Below are 21,742 nucleotides of genomic sequence, written 5' to 3'. Positions count from 1 at the left end.
GAACGGCCCGCGTCTAGCAAGATTCAAAACCCGCGCGGCACACAATAAAACCACGCCGCGTTTTTCATGGACGGAGACACCATGAACACCGTTGCCGACCGCAGCGATCTGACCGATCGCATCTGGCTGAAGTCGTACCCCGAGGGCGTGCCCGCGGAGATCAATCCCGATCGTTATCACTCGCTGGTCGAGGTGTTTCGGGAATCGGTGGAGAAGTACCGTACCCGCGTCGCCTACGTGAGTGTCGGCACCGAAATGACGTACGGCGAGTGCGAGCGCCAGGCCAAGCAGTTTGCGGCGTGGCTGCAGTCGCGCGGTGTAAAGAAAGGCGATCGGGTGGCGATCATGCTGCCCAACAGCCTGCAGTACCCCGTGTGCCTGTTCGGCACGCTGCTGGCCGGCGCCATCGTCGTCAACGTCAACCCGTTGTACACGGTGCCGGAGCTGGCCCATCAGTTGCGCGATTCCGGCGCACAAACGATCGTGGTGCTGGAGAACTTCGCGCGCACGCTGGAGCAGGCGCTGCCCGGCAGCCAGGTGCGCAACATCGTCATCACGGGCATCGGCGACCTGATGGGCGGGGCGCTCAACCTCAAGGGCCGCGCGCTGAACTTCGTGATGCGCCACGTGCAGAAGCAGGTGCCGCCGTACAAGCTGCCCTCGCCGGTCTGGCTGCGCGATGCGCTGGCCGCCGGAGGCTCACGGACCCTGCAGTCAGTGCAGCTGGCGCCGGAAGATCTGGCCTTCCTCCAATACACGGGCGGCACCACGGGCGTGGCCAAGGGCGCGATGCTCACGCACCGCAACATCATCGCCAACCTGCTGCAAGCGGAAGAGTGGTCCAAGAGCATGCTCAACGGCGGCGTGGAAACCAACGTCACGCTGCTGCCGCTGTATCACATCTTCTCGCTCACGGTGAACCTGCTGATGTTCATGACGCTGGGCGGGCGCAATATCCTGATCGCCAATCCGCGTGACACCAAGCGCGTGATCTTCATCCTGCGCAACGAACGCTTCTCGGGCATTGCGGGGGTGAACACGCTCTTCAATGCGCTGCTGGAAGACCCGGACTTTGCCAAGCGCGACTTCTCGGCCATGAAGATCACCATCGGGGGCGGCATGGCGGTGCAGCGTGCGATCGCGCAGCGCTGGAAGGAAGTCACGGGCCACACCATCGTCGAAGGCTACGGGCTGACGGAATGCTCGCCGGTCGTGTCGATGAACCCGCCGCACGTGACCGAATTTAGCGGCACGATCGGGTTGCCCGCGCCCTCCACCGAAGTGCGCTTCAAGCGCGACGACGGCACGATCGCGCCGCTGGGCGAACCCGGCGAACTGCAGGTGCGTGGGCCGCAGGTCATGCGCGGGTACTGGCAGCGCCCCGATGAGACCGCCAAGTCCATCGACGCCGAAGGGTGGTTCTCCACCGGCGATATCGGAGTGATGGATGCCAACGGCTACATCCGCCTGATCGACCGCAAGAAGGACATGATCCTCGTGTCGGGCTTCAACGTGTATCCGAACGAGATCGAAGACGTGGTGGCACTGCACCCCGACGTGCTGGAGGTGGCGGCCATTGGCGTGCCCGATCCGGTGGCCGGCGAGCGCGTGAAGATCATCGTGGTGCCGCGCACCGGCGCGCTGACCGAGCCCGCCCTGCTCGAACACTGCCGCGCCCACCTGACCGGCTACAAGATGCCGCGCATCGTCGAGTTCCGCCACGAAGAGCTGCCCAAGTCGACCGTGGGCAAGATCCTGCGCCGCGAACTGCGCGATGCCGATCCGGACATCAAGCGCGCCCGCGCGCAAGCTCAGCAATGACACCGACAGCGGAGACTCGTATGCAATTGCGTACCCTCGCCCTGGCCACGCTGCTGGCCGGTGCAGTACACGCCTGGGCCCAGCCTGCCGCGCCGGATGCTTCTGTGCCAGCGGCAGCCGCGCCGACCGCCACACAGACCGCCGCATCGCAATCGGCGGCCATCGGCAGCTTTGCCGCCATGGACATCGCCAGGCAGACGGCTTGGCTCGGCAGCCAGGTCAACGCCAACGCGTTCGCCAGTTGGTCGGACGAAGACGTCCTGGCCATGGCGCAGGCCATGAAGCCCGAAACGCTGGTGCGCTGGCTCAAGGGCGAGGCGGCCAAGCTGCCCGAATATGAATACCGCATGCGCCGCCAGGAACGCGTGAGAGACCAGTGGCAAAGCCAACCGGCGCTCATGCTGGTCCGCTACCGCAACGCACCGCGCCAGGTCTACGCGCGCTGGCTCAAGGGCGGCGCGCACGCCGGCCAGGAGATCATCTACGACGAAACCGTGCGCAAGGACGAGATGTACGGCCACCTTGGCGGGCTCGTCGGTTTCGTGGCGATCTGGAGTGCGCTGGACGGCTCGCTGGCCAAATCGCAGTCGAACCACACGGCGCGTGAGCTTGGGCTGCAGTTCATCGTCGATTCGGTCGAGCGCGACGGACGCGCCCACGTGGCTGCCGGCGGCAGCGGCAAGTTCAACGAAGCCAAGATGGTGACCGAAGACGGCGAGCGCATGCTGCGGCTGACCTGGGATTCACCAAGCGGGCCGCCCACGCTCTACGCCAAGCGCGTGCGCCTGTATTTCGACCTCAAAAACCCGTGGGTGCGCATTGAAGAGGCGTGGGACGAATCGGGCAATCAGCTCGAGAAAATCGTCATTGAGAGCGTGACGCGCAAGACCTGGAACGACCAGACTTTCAACCCCAAAAATCCTGAATACAAGTTTTAGACTGCGGCCCCAAGACCGTTGTGGGCCAAGGCTCCGCCGTCCGGCGGACAGTATGAAACGAGACTAGGGGAAACCCCTTGTTGCGTGCGTACACGCTAGAGGAAAACTTCGGTCATCGCAGCGTAACCGAACAAAAGCGCTGCGTTATGCTGCGGAAACACAAATCGCCACACCAAGGCGTGATAACAATCCAATCCAGAGAGACAACCACATGAACCGCACTGCCCGCCGCTTTGCCGCAGCCTTTGCCTGCGCTGCCGCCAGCACCCTTGCTGCCCCCCTGGCTCACGCCCAATCCACCGCAGAGGCCAACGTAGCCGCAAGTGCCAGCAATGGCAGCGGCACCAGCAGCGGCGGCGGCTTCAGCGGCTTCATGGACAACTACGTCTGGGGTCGCAACGTCATGGCGCTGGGCTGGTTCTACATCCGCCCGATGGATTCCGCCACGCCGCTGACCACCACCACCAGCGCGCTCGGCCTGGGCACCTACCAGTCGCCGGGAACTGACGTGAAAGTCAGTAACGCGAATACGCTGTCGCTCACGTTCACGCACTTCTTTAACGACAACATTGCCGGCACGTTCGTGGGTGGCGTTCCACCCAAATTCAACCTGTATGGCAGCGGTAATGTGATCGCCCCGGTGCCGGTGGTCGGGCCGCTGACGCTGATCAACCTGGGCCTGCCGCAGAACAACCCGGTCGCCACCGTGCGTGAATGGAGCCCGGCGATCGTCGCGCAGTACTACTTCGGCACCAAGGAAAGCAAGCTGCGTCCGTTCGTCGGCGCAGGTGTCAGCTACAACTTCTTCACCAATCTGCGCCTGAATTCGAACTTCGTGAACGCGCTGCAAAACCTGGGACAGGTGCTGCAGCTCGGCATGGGACAGGTGCCGACGGGCCCGGCGAAGGTGACGGCGGAAACGTCGAGCTCGTGGACGCCGGTCGCCAACGTGGGTGTGTCGTATGAGTTCGCCAAGAACTGGACCGCCATCGGCACGGTGTCCTACCTGCCGCTGAAGACGACCTCCACCATCACGATCCGCAGCCAGCAAGGCCAGGTGCTGGCCGTCAACAAGACCGACATCAAGGTCGACCCCATCGTCTTTGGGCTGGCAGTGGGTTACAAGTTCTAAGCTGCAGAATTGCTCCATCGCAAAACGCCACCTTCGGGTGGCGTTTTTCATTGGGGCGCGACCCGATATCATGGCGGACTGTTACTCGCCGATCACCGCGCCGATTCCGGACTCCTGCCCCCGCACCCACGCCACATCCATGACCCAGCCTTCCATCGCCATCGTCGGAGCCGGCATTGCCGGTGTTGCCTGTGCCAACGCGCTTGCCGCAGAAGGCATTGCCACCACGGTCTATGAGCGCGCCGGCGGTGTCGGGGGCCGGCTGGCCACCACGGTGCTGCCCGAGTCCGCCCCGGCGTATGCGTTCGACCACGGTGCGCAGTCGTTCAACGTGCGCAGCGAGGTCTTCAGGCGCGCGGTGGATGCCGCTGGCCGTCAGGGCTCGGTGCTGCCTTGGCCCGCACGCTGGGGCCATCGCACTGTCGATGGGCTGGAAGCCGACTCGCGCGATGAAGCCCGCTATGTCGGCCTGCCCGGCATGGGCGCGCTGGTGCGCAGCCTGGCAGCACCGCTCGATGTGCGCTTCGGTCGCGCCGTCACGCGTGTAACGCACGATGGCCGGCGCTGGACGATCGAGCGCAACGGCACGGACGCCGCCCACGCCGACTTCCTCGCCCTGGCCCTGCCCGCGCCCGAACTGCCCGCACTGTTTCACGGCGCCACGCCAGCCTCGCTGCAGGAAGCCATCGCGCCGGTGCACTACGCCCCGTGCTGGGCGCTGATGATGGGCTTTGCGCAACCCCTCGGCTTGCCGTATGACGGCATCCGCATCGACGACGACATGCTGGCCTGGGCGGCCCGCGACAACACCAAACCGGGCCGCGTCATGGTCGATGAATCCTGGGTGGTGCATGCATCGCCGGGCTGGTCGGCCGCCCATGCCAACGACAGCCCCGAGCAGGCCCTCCATGCCATGCACGCCCGCTTTGCGGAAGCATTCCCGGGGACGCCGGAGCCCGATCTGATGGCCGTGCACCTGTGGCCACACGCGCTGGTCGAGCAGTCTGCCGGCATGCCCTGCCACTGGGACGCCGCCGCCCGCCTGGGCGCCTGCGGTGATTGGTGCGAAGGCCCGCGCGTGGAAGCCGCGTTCCTGAGCGGCGTTGCGCTGGCCGCCAAGATTGCCGAAGCGCTATAAGACTTCTGCCCGGAACGCTACAATACCGGGTTGTCTCGTGTTTCGTGTGCCGGGTCGCTCACCCGGCGGTGGCTTTCTCCTGACGACGCCATGCGCACCCGACGCCAAGTCCTCGCCCTAGCCTTTGCTGCCGTTGCTGCGGCCTCGGCGCCGCTGCTGTCTCATGCGCAAGTGCTGCGCAACATTCCGGCGACGGCCCCGGCAGCCCAGTTGACCGTCAATTCGGCCAATACCGGCACGCTGAGTACCGGCAGCACCGGCATCGTCCGCATCCTGCTGTTGGGCTTCGGCAGCAGCAGCGCTGATATCCGTTTTGCTCCGGGCGTGCGGATCCTGTCGCTGGACGGGCGCCTGCTGCCGCCGGGCTCGGTGGTCGGCCAGACGTTCAAGGTGCGCTATCAGCTCGACTTGTATCAGCAGTTGCTGACAGCCTGGGTTGTCAGCGATGACGATTACAAGGCTGCGGTGGCGGCACAAAGTCAGGCGCAAGCGCAGTCCCAGTAGTCAGAACACCCCACGAAGCACGTGCCCCCAGGTCAACCACTGTGAACGGCACATGAAAAAAGTCTTCATCAAAACCTACGGCTGCCAGATGAACGAGTACGACTCGGACAAGATGTCCGACGTGCTCAACGCGGCTGAAGGTCTCGTCCCCACCGACACGCCCGAAGATGCGGACGTGATCCTCTTCAACACATGCTCCGTACGCGAGAAGGCGCAGGAGAAAGTGTTCTCCGAACTCGGTCGCGTCAAGGCGCTCAAGGCGCTCAAACCGGATCTCGTGGTCGGCGTAGGTGGCTGCGTGGCCAGCCAGGAAGGTGCGGCCATCGTGGCGCGTGCCCCTTACGTGGATGTCGTTTTCGGCCCGCAGACGCTGCACCGCCTGCCCGACCTGATCGCAGCACGCCGCCGCACGGGCCGCTCGCAGGTCGACGTGTCGTTCCCCGAGATCGAGAAGTTCGACCACCTGCCGCCCGCGCGCGTGGACGGCGCCAGCGCCTTCGTGTCGATCATGGAAGGCTGCTCGAAATACTGCAGCTACTGCGTGGTGCCGTACACGCGCGGCGAGGAAGTCTCGCGCCCGTTCGACGACGTGCTGGCCGAAGTGGCCGGCCTGGCCGAACAGGGCGTGCGAGAAGTCACGTTGCTGGGCCAGAACGTCAACGCCTACATCGGCAAGATGGGCGACACGAGCGAGCGTGCGGATTTCGCGCTGCTGCTCGAATACGTGGCCGAGATTCCCGGTATCGAGCGCATCCGCTACACGACCAGCCACCCGAAGGAATTCAGCTCCCGCCTGATCGAGGCCTATGCCACCAACCCGAAGCTCGTCGACCACCTGCACCTGCCCGTGCAGCACGGCTCCGACCGCATCCTGATGGCGATGAAGCGCGGCTACACGGTGCTCGAATACAAGAGCAGCATCCGCAAGCTGCGCGCGATCCGGCCAAACATCTCGATCGCCACCGACTTCATCGTCGGCTTCCCGGGCGAGACGGATGCGGACTTCGCCAAAACGATGGACCTGATCCACGAGATCGGCTACGACACATCGTTCAGCTTTATCTACAGCCCCCGCCCCGGCACGCCGGCCGCCAACCTGCCCGACGATACGCCGCAGGCCGTCAAGCTCGAACGCCTGAAACATTTGCAGGCGACCATCGAAGAGAACGTGGCGCGCATCAGCCAAGGCATGGTCGGCAGCGTGCAGCGCATTCTGGTGGAAGGCCCGTCGCGCAAGGATCCGACTGAGTTGCACGGCCGCACCGAGAACAACCGTGTCGTCAACTTCGCCCTGCCCGATCTGCCGCAGGCGCGTCGCGACCAGCTGATCGGCCAGATGCTGGACGTGCGTATCGTGCACGCGTTCCCGCATTCGTTGCGTGGCGAAGTGGCCGAACAGCGTACGGCCAGCGCGACTCACTGATCATCAACACAACCCGACTTGATGAAACCCTCCATCGCAGAATTCACCGCGCCCAAGAACGACAACACGCGCCTGCAGAACCTGTGCGGACCGCTGGACGAGAACCTGCGCCAGATCGAGCAGGCGCTGGACGTGACCATCAACCGGCGTGGCAGCAAGTTCACCGTGCGCGGTACCAACGCGCAAGGCGCGACCAACGCCCTGGAGACGTTCTACAACGCCGCGCGGGAACCGCTGTCGGTGGATGACATCCAGCTCGGCCTGGTAGAAACCCGCCAGGTCGCCGCACATGGGGCTTACCTGCCGGAATCGGGCACCGACGAGCCGGACGGCAATGATCTATCGCCGGTGCTGCATACGCGGCGCACCGATCTGCATGGCCGCACGCCGATGCAGCGCGCGTACCTGCGCAACATCCTCTCCCACGACCTGTCGTTCGGCATCGGCCCGGCGGGTACGGGCAAGACGTATCTGGCCGTCGCCTGCGCGGTGGATGCGCTGGAGCGCGACGCCATCAAGCGCATCGTACTGACGCGCCCGGCGGTGGAAGCCGGCGAACGCCTCGGCTTCCTGCCCGGCGACCTCGCGCAAAAGGTGGACCCGTACCTGCGCCCGCTGTACGACGCGCTGTACGACCTGCTCGGCTTCGACAAGACGCAGAAGATGTTCGAGCGCCAGATGATCGAGATCGCGCCGCTGGCCTACATGCGCGGGCGCACGCTCAATCACGCCTTCATCATCCTGGACGAAGCCCAGAACACCACGCCGGAACAGATGAAGATGTTCCTCACGCGGATCGGCTTCGGCTCCAAGGCGGTGATCACCGGCGACACAACGCAGATCGATCTGCCGCGCGGCCAGAAGAGTGGCCTGGTCGAAGCGCAGCACGTGCTGCGTGACGTGCGCGGCGTTGCGATGACGCGCTTTACGAGCGTCGACGTGGTGCGGCACCCGCTGGTGGCCCGCATCGTCGAGGCCTATGACGAATTCCATGCCCAGCATAAAGATGCATAAGGACGCCTGAACGTGGCTAAAGCAAAAACCGATACCAAAGCAAAAACCAAGAAGACCCAGCCCGCGGCCGCGGAGTCGCTCGGCCCGCGCGTTGACGTATTCGACGCCCAAGGCAAACCGAAGACGGTGGATGCGAGCGCGCTGCGCATTGCGTTCGCCGATGGCCGCAGCCTGATCCTGGGCCTGCCGAATACCGTCGATGGGGCCATCACCCTCGTTGCCGAGCACGCCGACGCCAACATGCACGCCATGCTTTCGCTGCGTCCGGAGCACCACGACAGCATCACGTTGCGCATCGAAACCCAACCCGCTGAATTGGCAGACTCCACGGAAGAAGCCTTTGATGACGACACCGCCGGCGCCGAGATGCTCACGCTCGACCTGACGGTGCAGTACGGCGATGAACTCAAGGCGGCCGCTCGCAAGGCATTGCCGAAGGAACGCGACATCGAAGCGTGGATCGCCCCGGCACTGTTTGCCGATGCGCAGCTCAACGTGCGCTTTGTCGGCGAAGAAGAAGGCCGCACGCTCAACCGCACCTACCGCGGCAAGGACTACGCCACCAATGTGCTGACCTTCTCTTACGCCGAGAGCGCGGAAGACCCGGTGTCGGCCGACATCGTGCTGTGCTGCGCGGTGGTTGAAAAGGAGGCAAAGGAACAGAAGAAGCCGCTGACCGCGCACTACGCACACCTGATCGTGCACGGCGCGCTGCACGCCCAGGGCTACGACCACGAAGACGCGGCGGATGCAAAGGAAATGGAAGGCATTGAAACGGAGATCCTCCGCGACCTCGGTTTTGCCGATCCCTACGCAGATCGCTAGAGCGCAACGCCCCTGATGTTCAAACGCCGGCCTCGCGCCGGCGTTTTGCTTTTTGCATGTTCCATTCTTGCAGCGTGGTGTTTCAGCGATGAATCAACCCGCATTAACGCAAAGCCAGTCCTGACAACGGTCTACGGGTTTCCCTCCGCCATTCGGCGCATGCTCGCGCCGTTCGAATCGCGCATACGCGTCGCACAGACCATCGGCCATCCGGCACCCTCGTCGCTCTCCGTATGGCGCATGGGTTTTGCCGTAGCGATTTCTATCCTCCACGCATAAGCCGCCACGCGAGCGCGCTTAGCGAACTCGGCGCAAACGAGCGCCATCGGCCAAATCCGCACGCAGATGGGTCAGGCCACTCCGGGGAGGTCATCATGCGTCAACGCTTCATGGACAGCATTCCGTGGACCACGCTGCTGGTTGGCGTGGGCGTCGGCACGGCGCTCGCGGTCGCGCCGCGCATCGCGCACGCTGATCACAAGCAATCGTGCTACGCGGGCATCGTCATCGTGTTCGACGGCGCCTGGCATCCGGGCGCGGTCGTCGGTTGCCGCACGGTCAACATCTCCGACAGCAACAACGTGGTTGGCGCCGAGGTGAACCTGATGGTCGCGCAAGGCACCATCCGGCCACGCGTGCAGGCGGTGGTGGGCAGCACCAGCGTGCAGGCACTCATTGGCGGCGGCTACGACTTTGCAAGCAGCAAGGCGCTGGTGGGCGTCGGAGCCACGGGCGACCACTGGCTCGCCGGCGTCGACAAGGAAATCGCCGGACGCTGGACGGCCTACGGCGGCGCGAGCACGCTGGGGCGGTATCACAGCAATTCCCGTCCTGCAGACCCGGCACCGGCGGCAACCCCGCCCACCAGCAATAGCGACGCACCGCCCCCGAGCGGCAACAACGCGCCACCGTCCAAGCCCAGCCCGACGCCAGCCCCTGCACCCGGTGCGTCGCCCAGCCCTGGCCCCACGCCGGCACCCACACCGAGCCCCGGGCCCAGTCCGTCGCCAGCCCCATCGCCGAGTCCGAGTCCAACGCCGACACCAGCTCCAACACCCACACCAACGCCGAGCCCATCGCCCGTCCCATCGCCGTGCGGGAGCTGCCACGACGGCGGTCACCATCACGGCCACCACCATGATCATGATCACGATCACGATCACGGCGGCCATCATGGGGGGGACCACGACCATGGCGGCGACGGTCATCACGGTGGCGACCACGACCACGGCGGCGACGGTCATCACGGTGGCGACCACGACCACGGCGGCGACGGTCATCGCGGTGGCGACCACGACCATGGCGGCGACGGTCATCACGGTGGCGACCACGACCATGGCGGCGACGGTCATCACGGTGGCGACCACGACCATGGCGGCGACGGAAACCACGGCGGCGATCATGACCACGGAGGTGACGGACACCACGGCGGCGATCACGACCACGGCGGCGACGGAAACCACGGTGGCGATCACGACCATGGCGGCGACGGACACCACGGCGGCGATCACGACCATGGCGGCGACGGACACCACGGTGGCGATCATGATCACGGCGGTGACGGACACCACGGCGGCGATGACAACCACAGCAACAACGGACATCACTACGGCGAGGGCCACGGTAGCGGCAACCGGGGAGCGGATCACGATCGCGGCGGCGAGGGCGACGACTCGGGCGGGCATGGTCAGCATCATGATCAGGGCGACGCCAACCCGGGTCAGAACAACAATCACCCAGGCAACGAAGGCAGCAACGCGCACAGCAACGGCCAGCAACGCGGTGGCGAAGGCGGACACGATTGACCGCTTCCTCCTCGGCAGATCGTCCGTCTCAACGCGCCCGAACCCGGCCTCCAAATGTGAAATAGAAGCCACTTCCGGAGGCTGGGCGACCACCCCACGTCATCGGGACGGCAGGGCTTTTGGTGTATGCTGGGCCGATGTTTAACGACGCGCGACCGCGCCATGAATGATCCGTATCCCAGTCCGAAGCCAGCCGACAAACCCCGCTCACTGCTGGAACGCCTGACCGACCTTATCTCGCCCGAGCCCGAATCGCGGGCCGAGCTGCTCGAAATCCTCCAAGACGCCCATGCGCGCAGCCTGATCGACGCCGACTCTCTGTCGATGATCGAAGGGGTGTTCCAGGTCTCAGACCTGTGTGCGCGCGACATCATGATCCCGCGCGCGCAGATGGATGCGCTGAACATCGCCGACGCGCCGTCAGAATTCATCCCGTTCGTGCAGGAAGCCGCGCATTCGCGCTTCCCTGTCTACGAAGGCAGCCGCGACAACATCATCGGCATCCTGCTCGCGAAGGATCTGCTGCGCTTCTACACCGACGAAGGCTTCGATGTGCGCGACATGCTGCGCCCGGCCGTGTTCATTCCGGAATCGAAGCGTCTGAACGTGCTGCTGCGTGACTTCCGCGTCAACCGCAACCATATCGCCATCGTCGTCGATGAATACGGCGGCGTAGCAGGCCTCATCACCATTGAAGATGTGCTCGAGCAGATCGTTGGCGACATCGAAGACGAATACGACTTCGATCAGGAAGAAGACAACATCCTGCCGACCGCCGATGGCCACATGCGCGTGCGCGGGCTGACCGAAATCAGCCAGTTCAACGAAGCCTTCGGCACGCATTTCTCCGACGAAGACGTCGATACCGTGGGCGGGCTGCTGTCCAACCACCTGGGCCGCGTGCCGCACCGGGGCGAAAAGATCGTCATGGGCACGCTGCAATTCGACGTGCTGCGCGCCGATGCGCGCCAGGTGCAGGTGCTGCTTGTGCGCCGCCTCACCACGCCGGCCGGGGGTAGTGCCACGGCCGACACCTCTGGTTCTCATCCCGCCTGATCCTTCCGTGCCCGCTCAGTTCTCTTCCCCTGCCGCACCGTCGCGTCGGCAGGACGCACAAGCTGTGCCGCTCGCGCGGTTGCGTTTTGCGATGCCGCTGGCAGCGCTGCTTGGCGTCATGCATACGCTGTCGTTCGCGCCGAACCACTGGTGGTGGCTGCAGATACTCTCCCTGACGGGCTTGGCCGCGCTCGTGCAGCGCGCGCCACGCTTGCGTGATGCGGCGTGGATTGGCTATGGCTTTGGGCTCGGCTGGTTCCTGTCGGGTGTCTGGTGGCTCTATATCAGCATGCACGTCTACGGCGACATGCCGGCCTGGATGGCGGCGCTGGCCGTGCTGCTGTTTGCCGGCTATCTGGCGCTGCATCCGGCGCTGGCGGTGTGGGCATGGCAGTGGCTGACACGACGCGGGCGGTGGTCCGGTGCTGCATCGGCGCTGGTATTTGGTGCGGCATGGGCCGTCACTGAATGGCTGCGCGGCACCGTGTGGACCGGCTTTCCGTGGATCAACGGCGGCTACGCACACACCGATGGCCCGTTGGCCGGCTACGCGCCGCTGGTGGGCGTCTACGGCATCGTGCTGATCGCCGCCGTGCTGGCTGGCCTGCTGTGCGTCGCGGCCGAGCGCCGCCTGCATTGGCTGGCGGGCATCGCGGGTGCGCTCGTGCTGGTGGCCGGCTGGCCGCTGCACGGCATTGCGTGGACGCAGCCGGTGGGCAAGCCGATCTCCGTGCGCCTCTTGCAAGGCAACGTGCCGCAGGACGTGAAGTTCCAGCAAACCGGCATCGAGCGCTCGCTGGAGCTGTACACCAAGATGGTCACCGAGAAGCCCGCGCAACTCGTGGTCACACCCGAGACGGCCTTCCCGATCATGATTCAGGAGATGCCGCAGGAGATCGCGCTGGCCCTCCGCACCTATGTCGATACCACCGGCTCCAGCCTGCTGTTCGGCGCCGCCAGCGAGGACTCCCGCGTCGATTACACCAACAGCGTGTTCGGCATCGGCCCCCAATTCCAGGGCGTGTACCGCTACAACAAGCACCACCTCGTGCCGTTCGGCGAGTTCATCCCCTTCGGTTTCCACTGGTTCGTCAACATGATGAACATGCCGCTGGGCGACTTCCGGCGTGGCCTGCCCGTGCAGCCGCCCATGGCGGTGGCCGACCAGCGCGTCGCACCCAACATCTGTTACGAAGATTTGTTTGGCGAGGAAATTGCCGCCTCGCTGCGACATGCGGATCAGCCCGCCACGATGCTCGCCAACGTGACGAACCTGGCGTGGTTTGGCGACACGATCGCACTGGATCAGCACCTGCAGATCTCGCGCATGCGCGCCCTGGAAACGGGCCGTCCGATGCTGCGCGCCACCAACACGGGCGCGACCGCAGTGGTGCGGCCGGACGGCAGCGTACAGGCGCGCCTGCCTGTCTTCACGCTCGGCACATTGCAGGCTGACGTGCAAGGCACGCAAGGTCTGACGCCATTCGTGCGGGCCGGCAACGCACCCGCGCTGGGCCTGGGCGCGCTGGTTCTGCTGGTGGCATGCGTACGCCGCCGTCGGGCATCGGCAGATTGATCGCTCAGCGTCCGAAGGGCTTTCGAGCCACTTTCCGGAGTTGCTGACAAAAAACGCTAAAATTCAATGTTTTACGGCGGGCAGGGAGCCAGGCGCTTCTCGTGCCCGCCGCTGCATTCCACCGTCGCGCCGCGCAACGCATCGTTCCGGCGGACCAACGGGTACCACCATGCTCACCTTCCAGCAACTCATCCTCAAGCTGCAGTCGTACTGGGACGCCCAGGGCTGCGCCCTGCTGCAGCCGATCGATCTCGAAGTCGGCGCCGGCACGTCGCACGTGCACACCTTCCTGCGCGCGATCGGCCCGGAACCGTGGCGAGCCGCCTATGTGCAACCGTCGCGCCGGCCCAAGGACGGCCGCTACGGCGAGAATCCGAACCGCCTGCAGCATTACTACCAATATCAGGTGGTGTTGAAGCCCGCGCCGGAAAACATCCTCGACCTGTACCTCGGTTCGCTGGAAGCGCTGGGCCTGGACCTGAAGCAGAACGACGTGCGCTTTGTAGAAGACGACTGGGAAAACCCCACGCTCGGCGCCTGGGGCCTCGGCTGGGAGGTCTGGCTCAACGGCATGGAAGTCACGCAGTTCACGTACTTCCAGCAAGTTGGCGGCCTGGACTGCAAACCCGTGACCGGTGAGATCACCTACGGCATCGAGCGTCTGGCGATGTACCTCCAGCAGGTCGAGAACATCTACGATCTGGTCTGGACGGAGTGGGAAGAGCCGGGCCCGAACGGCCCCGTGAAGCGCCGCCTGACCTACGGCGATGTCTATCACCAGAACGAAGTCGAGCAATCGACCTACAACTTCGAGCAGGCTGACACGACCGTCCTGTTCCGCCGCTTTGCCGAGCACGAAGCCGAAGCGAAGCGCCTGATGGGCGTGCGCGCAGAAGGCGACGCCACGGCCGAGGGCGACGCACCTGTCGTGCAACTGGCCCTGCCGGCCTACGAGCAGGTGCTCAAGGCCGGCCACACCTTCAACCTGCTGGATGCGCGCGGTGCAATTTCGGTGACGGAACGCGCGGCTTACATCGGCCGCATCCGCAACCTGTCGCGTCTGGTCGCGCAGGCTTACTACGACTCGCGCGAACGCCTCGGCTTCCCGATGTGCGGCACAGCCGCCGCCAAGACGACGGAGGCCGCATGACGGCCAACCGAGCACGGCGTGGCCTGGCGCTGCTGACGGCAGCGTCCATCGCCGCGCTGGCGCTACCGGCGAGCGTTGCGCAAGCGGCACGGCATCGCACGTCCAAGGCGGCATCGACAGAGAAGGTTTTCGTCGTGCCCAGCACCCTGACGCAGCTTTGCGTGTCCGATTCCAAGCCGCTGCAGCAAGCGCTGAGCACGGCCTGGACGCCGCCTCCGCCGTCGCTCGACCAATGGACGAGCCTGGTGCGCACGATGGCGTGCGACCTGTCCGGCGCGCGTGACCTCGGCTGGCATCGCGTGCCGTTGCGCACCTACGTGACGGCCCTGCGCTTCCCACTGACATGGGTGGAATGGCAAGGCACCGGCGCCAAGGCACAGCGCCGCGCGCGCGTGTTCCGCTCGGCGGCGCAATTGCCGAGCCGCCTGGAATTCAACGTGTCCGGCACGCTGCAAGAAGTGCGTTACGACGCCCGACGGGGCTTGCTGTCGGCCCGCTTCCTGCGCCGCGATGCGGCCGCGCCCGGCACCACCCCTGCGCCGATTGCACCACCTCCGCCGCCGGGCCAGTGCGCCGGCACACAATTGCAATTCCAGCAGCAGAACGGCGTGTGGCTGCTTTCGGGCGTGGAGCCCGTTCCCGGCTCGCCCTGCTGATCACCGAACCGAACCACACAACGTATCGCCGCACCTGATCTGAGCACCCTGCGGCGCAGAACAACGACGTCACTGATTCAAACGCTATGTCCACCCTCCTGATCGAACTGCTGACCGAAGAACTGCCGCCCAAGGCGCTGGCCCGCCTGGGCGAGGCGTTTGCACGCGGCCTGTTTGACGGTCTGTCGGCGCAAGGCCTGCTCGAAGAGGGCGCCGCCGTGGAAGGATTTGCCACGCCGCGCCGCCTGGCCGCATCGATCACCGGCGTGCGCCGCACTGCGCCCGATCGCGAGTTGCGCGAGAAGGTGCTGCCCGTGACCATCGCCTTCGATGCCGAGGGCAAGCCCGCAGCGCCGCTGGTCAAGAAGCTGGCCGCACTGGCCAAGACCGTGGGCGTGGAGGCCATCGCCCCCGAATCGCTGGAACGCGCGCCCGACGGCAAGGCCGAAGCGCTGTTTTATCGCTACACCGCACGCGGCGCCGTGCTGGCTGACGGCCTGCAGACTGCACTGTCGCAAACCGTCGCCAACCTTCCGATCCCGAAGGTGATGACGTATCAGCGCCCGAATGGCGAGAACGTCCAGTTCGTGCGCCCCGCCCACAAGCTGATTGCGCTGCTCGACAGCGAGGTCATCCCCGTCAGCGCGTTCGGCCTGCAATCGGGCAACGTGACGCTGGGCCACCGTTTCCTGTCGGCTGGCGAAATCGTCATCCAGGACGCCGCGTCGTATGCGAGCACGCTGGAGTCGCAAGGCAAGGTCATCGCCGGCTATGGCAAGCGCAAGGAGGCCATCCGCGCCGAACTGCTCAAGACCGCCGGCGCCGATACGGTCGTTATGCCCGAAGCGCTGCTCGATGAGGTGAACGCGTTGGTCGAATGGCCCGTGGTCTACCCCTGCCATTTCGAGGAAGCGTTCCTCGCCGTGCCGCAGGAGTGTCTGATCCTGACCATGCAGACCAATCAGAAGTACTTTGCGCTGACCGACGCGCAGGGCCATCTGCGCAACCGCTTCTTGATCGTCTCGAACATCGCCACGGATACACCCGAGGCCATCATTCAAGGCAATGAGCGCGTGGTCCGCCCGCGCCTGGCCGACGCCCGCTTCTTCTTCGAGCAGGACAAGAAAAAGCCGCTGGCCGACCGCGTGCCGCTGCTCTCGCGCGTGGTCTATCACAACAAGATCGGCACGCAGCTTGAGCGTGTGTCGCGCCTGCAGGCCATCGCCGGCCAACTGGCTGAGAAGCTCGGCGCGGATGTGGCGCACGCCTCGCGCGGCGCGCTGCTGGCCAAGGCCGATCTGCTGACCGACATGGTGGGCGAGTTCCCCGAGCTGCAAGGCACGATGGGCACGTACTATGCACGCCATGACGGCGAACCCGACGATGTGGCGCTGGCCTGCTCCGAACACTACCAACCGCGCTTTGCCGGCGATGCGCTGCCCAGCACCGCCACCGGTACCGTGGTGGCGCTGGCCGACAAGCTCGAAACGCTGGTCGGCATCTGGGGCATCGGCCTGCAACCCACGGGCGAGAAAGATCCGTTCGCGCTGCGCCGCCATGCGCTGGGCATCCTGCGCATGCTGATCGAGAAGCCGCTCGCGCTCACGATCGACGATGCGCTGCAGATTGCCGCTGCCAGCTTCGACGGCATCGCCGCCGTCAAACCGGACCTCGCCGCCATCTCTGACTTCCTCTACGACCGCCTGCGCGGCTACCTGAAGGACAAGGGCTACAGCACCAACGAGGTCGAAGCCGTAGTGAGCCAGCGCCCGCAGCGCCTGGACGACATCGTCGCGCGCCTAGAAGCCGTGCGCGCCTTTACTGCCCTGCCGCAGGCCGAGGCGCTGGCGGCCGCCAACAAGCGCATCACCAACATCCTGAAGAAGACGGACGTGGCCATTGGTGCCGTGCAGCCGCCACTGCTCAAGGAAGACGCCGAGCGCGCGCTGCATCAATCCGTGGTTGCAGCGGAGCCGCAGGTGCACGACGCCTTCGCACGCGGCGATTTCACCACTGCGCTCAAGACGCTGGCCGGCCTGCGCGAAGCGGTCGACACCTTCTTTGACGGCGTGATGGTGATGGCCGACGACACCGCGCTGCGCGATAACCGCCTGGCGTTGCTGGCTGAGCTGCACGGACTGATGAACCGCGTCGCGGACATCTCCAAGCTGGCCGCCTGATCGGCACCCCAAGCACCGTTCGGAGCCCACCATGCCCCACGTTCCCAAACTGGTGATTCTCGACCGCGATGGCGTTATCAACCGCGACAGCGACCAGTTCATCAAGTCGCCTGACGAGTGGATCGCGCTCGACGGCAGCCTGGAAGCCATTGCCGAGCTGAACCAGGCCGGCTACCAGGTGGTGGTGGCAACCAACCAGTCGGGTATCGGGCGCGGCCTGTTCGAGGCCGCCGCGCTCAACGCCATGCACGAGAAGATGTACAAGGCGCTTGCCACCTCCGGCGGGCGCGTCGATGCCGTCTTCTTCTGCCCGCACACCGCCGCCGATGCCTGCGAGTGCCGCAAGCCCAAGGCCGGCATGCTGCGCGAGATCGCACGCCGCTTCGACATGGACCTGACCGGCGTGCCGGTCGTGGGAGATTCGCTGCGCGACTTGCAAGCCGGTGTAGAAGTCGGTGCCGTGCCCCACCTCGTATTGACCGGCAAGGGCGCCAAGACCCGCGATGCCGGAAACCTGCCCCCAGGTACCCAGATTCACGAGGACCTGCGGGCGTTTGTGCGTGCGCTGCTGTCTCCCGTGCCCCAGGGCACGCCCACGCGCGCCCCTTGAATTCGCCCCCAATGACTTTTATCCGTTCGCTGCTGTACCTGGTTTTCCTGATCGTTTGGACACCGATTTACGCGGTGGCCTGCTTCATCGTCTTTCCGTTCATGAACCCGCACCGCCGCTTCTGGATGGTGTCCGGCTGGACAAAGTCTGCAATCTGGATGGCACGCTGGCTGCTCGGCATCCGCTGGCAATACCAGGGCTGGGAGAACATCGAGGAAGCCGTCGCCACCAACAAACAGGTTGTGCTGCTTTCCAAGCACCAGTCGGCGTGGGAAACCATGGCCTTCGTCGCGACCATGCCGCGCCCGTTGTGCTACGTCTTCAAGCGCGAGCTGCTGTTTGTGCCGTTCTTCGGGTGGGCGCTCGGCATGCTCAAAATGGTGCACATCAACCGCAAGGACGGCGCCAATGCGTTCGCCTCGGTCGCGCGCCAGGGCAAGGAGCGCCTTGCAGATGGCGCGTGGGTGATCATGTTTCCGGAAGGCACGCGCACGCGTTCGGGCGACCCCAAGCCGCGTTACAAGAGCGGCGGTGCGCGCTTTGCCGTGGATACCGGCGCATGGGTCATCCCCATCGCGCACAACTCCGGCCGTGTGTGGCCGCGCAATTCGTTCCTGAAGCATCCGGGCCTGATTACGCTGTCGGTCGGACCGGCCATCTCGAGCGCCGGCAAAACCAGCGACGAACTCAATCGCGAAGTCGAAGCGTGGATCGAAACAGAAATGCGTAGAATCGACGCCGACAGCTACCGCGAGCACGCATGAAACTGCTGCGCCCACCGACTTCGCCCACCCCTGCCGACAGCGTCCAGCTTGAGCTGCCGCTGCTCGCTCCCGAAGCCCCGTCGGCATTGCAGCCGCCTGACGCGCCCCTCCTCGCTCCGCCCGCACTCGACTTTTCCACCGCACCGCTCGGCCCCCACCAGCGCCGCCTGACGCTGGGCGAGCGCGCGCTCATCTATAACCTCAAGCGTTCATCGCGGCGCACCATCGGCTTCGTCATCGATGACCGGGGCCTGTCGATCACGGCACCGCGCTGGGTCACGCTCGCCGAGATCGAACACGCCATCGCCGAAAAGCAGAAGTGGATCTTCGCCAAGCTGGCCGAATGGCGCACGAGCGCCGCACGCCGCATGCTGCCGACGATGGAGTGGCAGGACGGCGCCGGATTGCCGTTCCTCGGCAAGACGATCACGCTCAAGCTGGAATCGCCCATCGGCGCATTGATGTTCGATGCCGACACCAGCATGCTGCACCTGGGCCTGCCGCACACCACTACCGAGCAGCAGATCAAAGACCGCGTGCAAGGCTGGCTGCAGACGCAGGCGCGACGCCTCTTCGGCGAGCGCCTGGAGGTGTACGCCGAGCGCCTTGGCGTGCGGCATAGCGCGTATGCGCTGTCTTCCGCCGCGACGCGTTGGGGAAGCTGCACCGCCGACGGCAAGATCCGCCTGAACTGGCGCCTCGTGCATTTCCCCCTCAGCTTGATCGACTACGTGGTTGCGCATGAGCTCGCGCATCTCAAGGAGATGAACCACAGCCCGCGCTTCTGGGACACGGTGGAATCGATCTTCCCTGAGTTTCGTGAGGCGCGGGAGCAACTGCGCTCGCATCCGCCGGAATACTTGCCGGCGTTCTGATTCGCCCTGCCGACGCTCCTGCGGCGGATGCGTCGGTTGCAGAGAACGCCTGTCCTGCACGCTCGGCCACACCCTCCTACAATATTGCCTTCCCCACAGTCCTCCAGGAAGGAAACCCCATGCGAATGCTCCACACCATGCTGCGCGTTGGCGACTTGCAGCGCTCGATCGACTTCTACACGAACGTGCTCGGCATGCAGTTGCTGCGCACGAGCGACAACCCTGAATACAAGTACTCGCTGGCATTCGTCGGCTACGGCCCGGAAGCCGGCAACACGGTCATCGAACTGACCTACAACTACGGCGTGAGCGAGTACGAACTCGGCACGGCATTTGGGCACCTGGCCATCGAGGTCGACAATGCCGCGCAGGCCTGCGACCAGATCCGTAACGCTGGCGGCAAGGTCACGCGTGAGGCCGGCCCGGTCAAGGGCGGGAGCACCATCATCGCGTTTGTGGAAGATCCGGACGGCTACAAGATCGAGCTGATCCAGGCACGCTCGATGCCCGATGGCAACCGCCACTGACGCCATCCGCCGGCCGCTGGACGGTACCGCCATCGGGCTGATGGTGGTGCTGTGCATGTGCTGGGGCTTTCAGCAGGTCGCCATCAAGGTGGCCGCGCACGACGTGGGCCCCGTCATGCAGGCCGGTGTGCGCTCGGCCATCGCGTCGGTCCTGGTGTTCGCATTTGCGCTCTGGCGCGGCACGTGCCTGTCGTTGCGCGACGGCACGCTGACTGGTGGCCTCATGGCCGGCGTGCTGTTCGGTGTCGAGTTCCTGTGCATCTTCATCGGCCTGGGCTACACGACTGCCTCGCGCATGGCGGTGTTCCTCTACACCGCGCCGATCTTCACGGCGCTCGGCCTGCACTTTTTCGTGCCGGGCGAACATCTGCGCCCGCGCCAGTGGGCGGGCATCGGCATTGCATTTGCGGGGATCGTGCTGGCGTTCGCCGACGGTGTCCTGCACCCGGCGGCCGGGCCGTCGACCTCGTTGGGCGACGCGCTGGGCGTGGTGGCAGGCGCGCTGTGGGGCGCGACGACCATCGTCGTGCGCGCAAGCAAGCTTTCCGAAGCACCGGCGGCGAAGACGCTGCTGTACCAACTTGCCGTCTCGGCTGTGCTGTTGCTGTTGATGGCCGCCGGCACCGGCCAGGCCTTTACCGCGAACCTCACACCGACTGCGCTGGCCAGCCTCGCCTATCAGTCCGTGCTGATTGCGTTTGCCAGTTACCTGACGTGGTTCTGGCTGCTGCGCCGTTACCTGGCGTCGCGGTTGTCCGTGTTCTCGTTCCTGACGCCGCTGTTTGGCGTGGCGTTTGGCGTGCTGCTGTTGCACGAGCCGGTGGGCCTACGGTTCGCGCTGGCGGCAACGCTCGTGCTGTCGGGCATCCTGCTCGTCAATCTTCGCTAAGGTCGGAAACGCTGCCGGCAATGCGGTTGGCCGGCAGCGCGTTCGCCACGGCCACGAAGTCTTCCACCGGCACTTCTTCCGCGCGGCGGCCCAGGTCAAAGCCAAGCGCCTCGAAGTCGATCACATCGCGCAGCGCGCCGAGGGTGTTGCGCAGCACCTTGCGCCGCTGCGAAAACGCCATCGTTACCACCGTGCCAAGCGCGCGCAGGTCGACCGGCGCATACGGCGATTTGTCGGCCGGCCACGGAATCATCCGCACCACCGCCGAATCCACCTTGGGCGGCGGATTGAACGAGCCCGGCGGCACATCCAGCACCAGCTCCATGTAATAGCGCACCTGCAGCATCACCGACAGCCGGCTGAACGCCTTGCTACCCGGCGCGGCCACCATGCGGTCGACCACTTCTTTCTGGAGCATGAAATGCTGGTCTCGTACACGATCGGCAAACGTGGCCAGATGGAACAACAGCGGGCTCGAGATGTTGTACGGCAGGTTGCCGACGATGCGCAGCGGCCGGTCCGCCTCCTGCAGCGCGCCGAAACCGAACGCCAGCGCATCGCCCGCATGCACGACCAGCCGGTCGCCGAAACGCTTCTGCAAGCGTGCGACAAGATCACGATCCAGCTCGACCACCTGCAGGGTGCGCACGCGCTCCATCAGCGGGACGGTGAGTGCGCCGAGGCCCGGGCCGATCTCGACGAGCACGTCGTCGGGCTTCGGATCAATGGCGGCGACGATGGCGTGGATCACGCCGTCATCGACCAGGAAGTTCTGGCCAAAGCGCTTGCGGGCCTGGTGCCCCTGGTGAACGCCGGTCGTGGATCGTGCCATTGCGAACTCGAAATCGAAAAGGTGAAG

20 protein-coding genes are annotated in these 21,742 nt (G+C 65.3%); 19 read left to right on the top strand and 1 reads right to left on the bottom strand.

Translation table 11 applies throughout. The features are described from left to right. Positions 1–81 precede the first annotated feature (81 nt). From AAHM38_RS06635 to AAHM38_RS06545, 19 genes are all read left to right on the top strand, one after another. The gene (locus AAHM38_RS06635) at positions 82–1,821 is read left to right on the top strand and encodes an AMP-binding protein (RefSeq protein ID WP_012761219.1); all 1,740 of its coding nucleotides are present in this window, start codon (positions 82–84) and stop codon (positions 1,819–1,821) included. Positions 1,822–1,841: 20 nt separating this feature from the next. Beyond that, positions 1,842–2,759 carry a DUF1571 domain-containing protein gene (locus AAHM38_RS06630; protein ID WP_116575886.1) on the top strand — a complete coding sequence of 306 codons (918 nt, stop codon included), beginning with the start codon at positions 1,842–1,844 and terminating at the stop codon, positions 2,757–2,759. Positions 2,760–2,970: 211 nt separating this feature from the next. Continuing rightward, on the top strand, positions 2,971–3,891 hold the full coding sequence (locus tag AAHM38_RS06625; protein WP_012761217.1) for an OmpW/AlkL family protein: 921 nt from the start codon (positions 2,971–2,973) through the stop codon (positions 3,889–3,891). A 139-nt stretch (positions 3,892–4,030) separates the two neighbouring features. Beyond that, complete coding sequence (locus AAHM38_RS06620; protein ID WP_041667949.1) at positions 4,031–5,029, top strand: NAD(P)/FAD-dependent oxidoreductase; 999 nt, start codon at positions 4,031–4,033, stop codon at positions 5,027–5,029. Between the two features lie 90 nt (positions 5,030–5,119). Further along, positions 5,120–5,533, top strand: coding sequence for a hypothetical protein (locus tag AAHM38_RS06615; RefSeq protein ID WP_012761215.1), 414 nt, complete (start codon positions 5,120–5,122; stop codon positions 5,531–5,533). A 52-nt stretch (positions 5,534–5,585) separates the two neighbouring features. Then, a complete protein-coding gene (gene miaB / locus AAHM38_RS06610) occupies positions 5,586–6,956 on the top strand; it encodes a tRNA (N6-isopentenyl adenosine(37)-C2)-methylthiotransferase MiaB (protein ID WP_116575885.1) in 1,371 nt (456 codons plus the stop codon). A gap of 21 nt (positions 6,957–6,977) precedes the next feature. Continuing rightward, entirely contained in the window at positions 6,978–7,970 is a 993-nt protein-coding gene (locus AAHM38_RS06605; protein WP_116575884.1) for a PhoH family protein, read from the top strand. A gap of 12 nt (positions 7,971–7,982) precedes the next feature. After that, entirely contained in the window at positions 7,983–8,795 is an 813-nt protein-coding gene (gene ybeY / locus AAHM38_RS06600; protein ID WP_116575883.1) for an rRNA maturation RNase YbeY, read from the top strand. Positions 8,796–9,169: 374 nt separating this feature from the next. Beyond that, a complete protein-coding gene (locus AAHM38_RS06595) occupies positions 9,170–10,600 on the top strand; it encodes a hypothetical protein (RefSeq protein ID WP_257019853.1) in 1,431 nt (476 codons plus the stop codon). Between the two features lie 162 nt (positions 10,601–10,762). After that, entirely contained in the window at positions 10,763–11,656 is an 894-nt protein-coding gene (locus AAHM38_RS06590; protein ID WP_065856702.1) for an HlyC/CorC family transporter, read from the top strand. Between the two features lie 64 nt (positions 11,657–11,720). Continuing rightward, positions 11,721–13,232, top strand: a complete 1,512-nt coding sequence (gene lnt, locus AAHM38_RS06585) for an apolipoprotein N-acyltransferase (protein WP_116575882.1) — start codon at positions 11,721–11,723, stop codon at positions 13,230–13,232. Between the two features lie 169 nt (positions 13,233–13,401). Continuing rightward, positions 13,402–14,382, top strand: a complete 981-nt coding sequence (gene glyQ / locus AAHM38_RS06580; protein ID WP_116575881.1) for a glycine--tRNA ligase subunit alpha — start codon at positions 13,402–13,404, stop codon at positions 14,380–14,382. Further along, the gene (locus AAHM38_RS06575) at positions 14,379–15,038 is read left to right on the top strand and encodes a hypothetical protein (protein ID WP_065856696.1); all 660 of its coding nucleotides are present in this window, start codon (positions 14,379–14,381) and stop codon (positions 15,036–15,038) included. Before glyQ ends, AAHM38_RS06575 begins: the two co-directional genes overlap by 4 nt. Positions 15,039–15,124: 86 nt before the next feature. Further along, complete coding sequence (glyS, locus tag AAHM38_RS06570) at positions 15,125–17,218, top strand: glycine--tRNA ligase subunit beta (protein ID WP_116575880.1); 2,094 nt, start codon at positions 15,125–15,127, stop codon at positions 17,216–17,218. A gap of 31 nt (positions 17,219–17,249) precedes the next feature. Further along, entirely contained in the window at positions 17,250–17,828 is a 579-nt protein-coding gene (gene gmhB, locus AAHM38_RS06565; RefSeq protein WP_012761206.1) for a D-glycero-beta-D-manno-heptose 1,7-bisphosphate 7-phosphatase, read from the top strand. A gap of 11 nt (positions 17,829–17,839) precedes the next feature. Continuing rightward, positions 17,840–18,592 (top strand): lysophospholipid acyltransferase family protein, encoded by a 753-nt coding sequence (locus AAHM38_RS06560; protein WP_012761205.1) that lies wholly within the window; start codon positions 17,840–17,842, stop codon positions 18,590–18,592. Further along, a complete protein-coding gene (locus tag AAHM38_RS06555) occupies positions 18,589–19,467 on the top strand; it encodes a M48 family metallopeptidase (protein WP_012761204.1) in 879 nt (292 codons plus the stop codon). Before AAHM38_RS06560 ends, AAHM38_RS06555 begins: the two co-directional genes overlap by 4 nt. 119 nt (positions 19,468–19,586) lie before the next feature. Further along, positions 19,587–19,994 carry a lactoylglutathione lyase gene (gloA, locus tag AAHM38_RS06550; protein WP_027678185.1) on the top strand — a complete coding sequence of 136 codons (408 nt, stop codon included), beginning with the start codon at positions 19,587–19,589 and terminating at the stop codon, positions 19,992–19,994. Continuing rightward, positions 19,978–20,883, top strand: coding sequence for a DMT family transporter (locus AAHM38_RS06545; protein ID WP_102064531.1), 906 nt, complete (start codon positions 19,978–19,980; stop codon positions 20,881–20,883). The genes gloA and AAHM38_RS06545 overlap by 17 nt, the downstream gene beginning before the upstream one ends. On the opposite strand, the gene rsmA is transcribed toward AAHM38_RS06545, so the two are convergent. Then, positions 20,870–21,715, bottom strand: coding sequence for a 16S rRNA (adenine(1518)-N(6)/adenine(1519)-N(6))-dimethyltransferase RsmA (gene rsmA / locus AAHM38_RS06540; RefSeq protein WP_116575879.1), 846 nt, complete (start codon positions 21,713–21,715; stop codon positions 20,870–20,872). The genes AAHM38_RS06545 and rsmA overlap by 14 nt on opposite strands. Between the last annotated feature and the right edge of the window lie 27 nt (positions 21,716–21,742).

Source organism: Ralstonia sp. OTU4908 (genome assembly GCF_038440115.1).
Classification (GTDB): Bacteria; Pseudomonadota; Gammaproteobacteria; order Burkholderiales; family Burkholderiaceae; genus Ralstonia; species Ralstonia pickettii.
The sequence above is the reverse complement of the archived record's forward strand: the minus strand, read 5'-3'. Positions and strand labels throughout refer to the sequence as shown.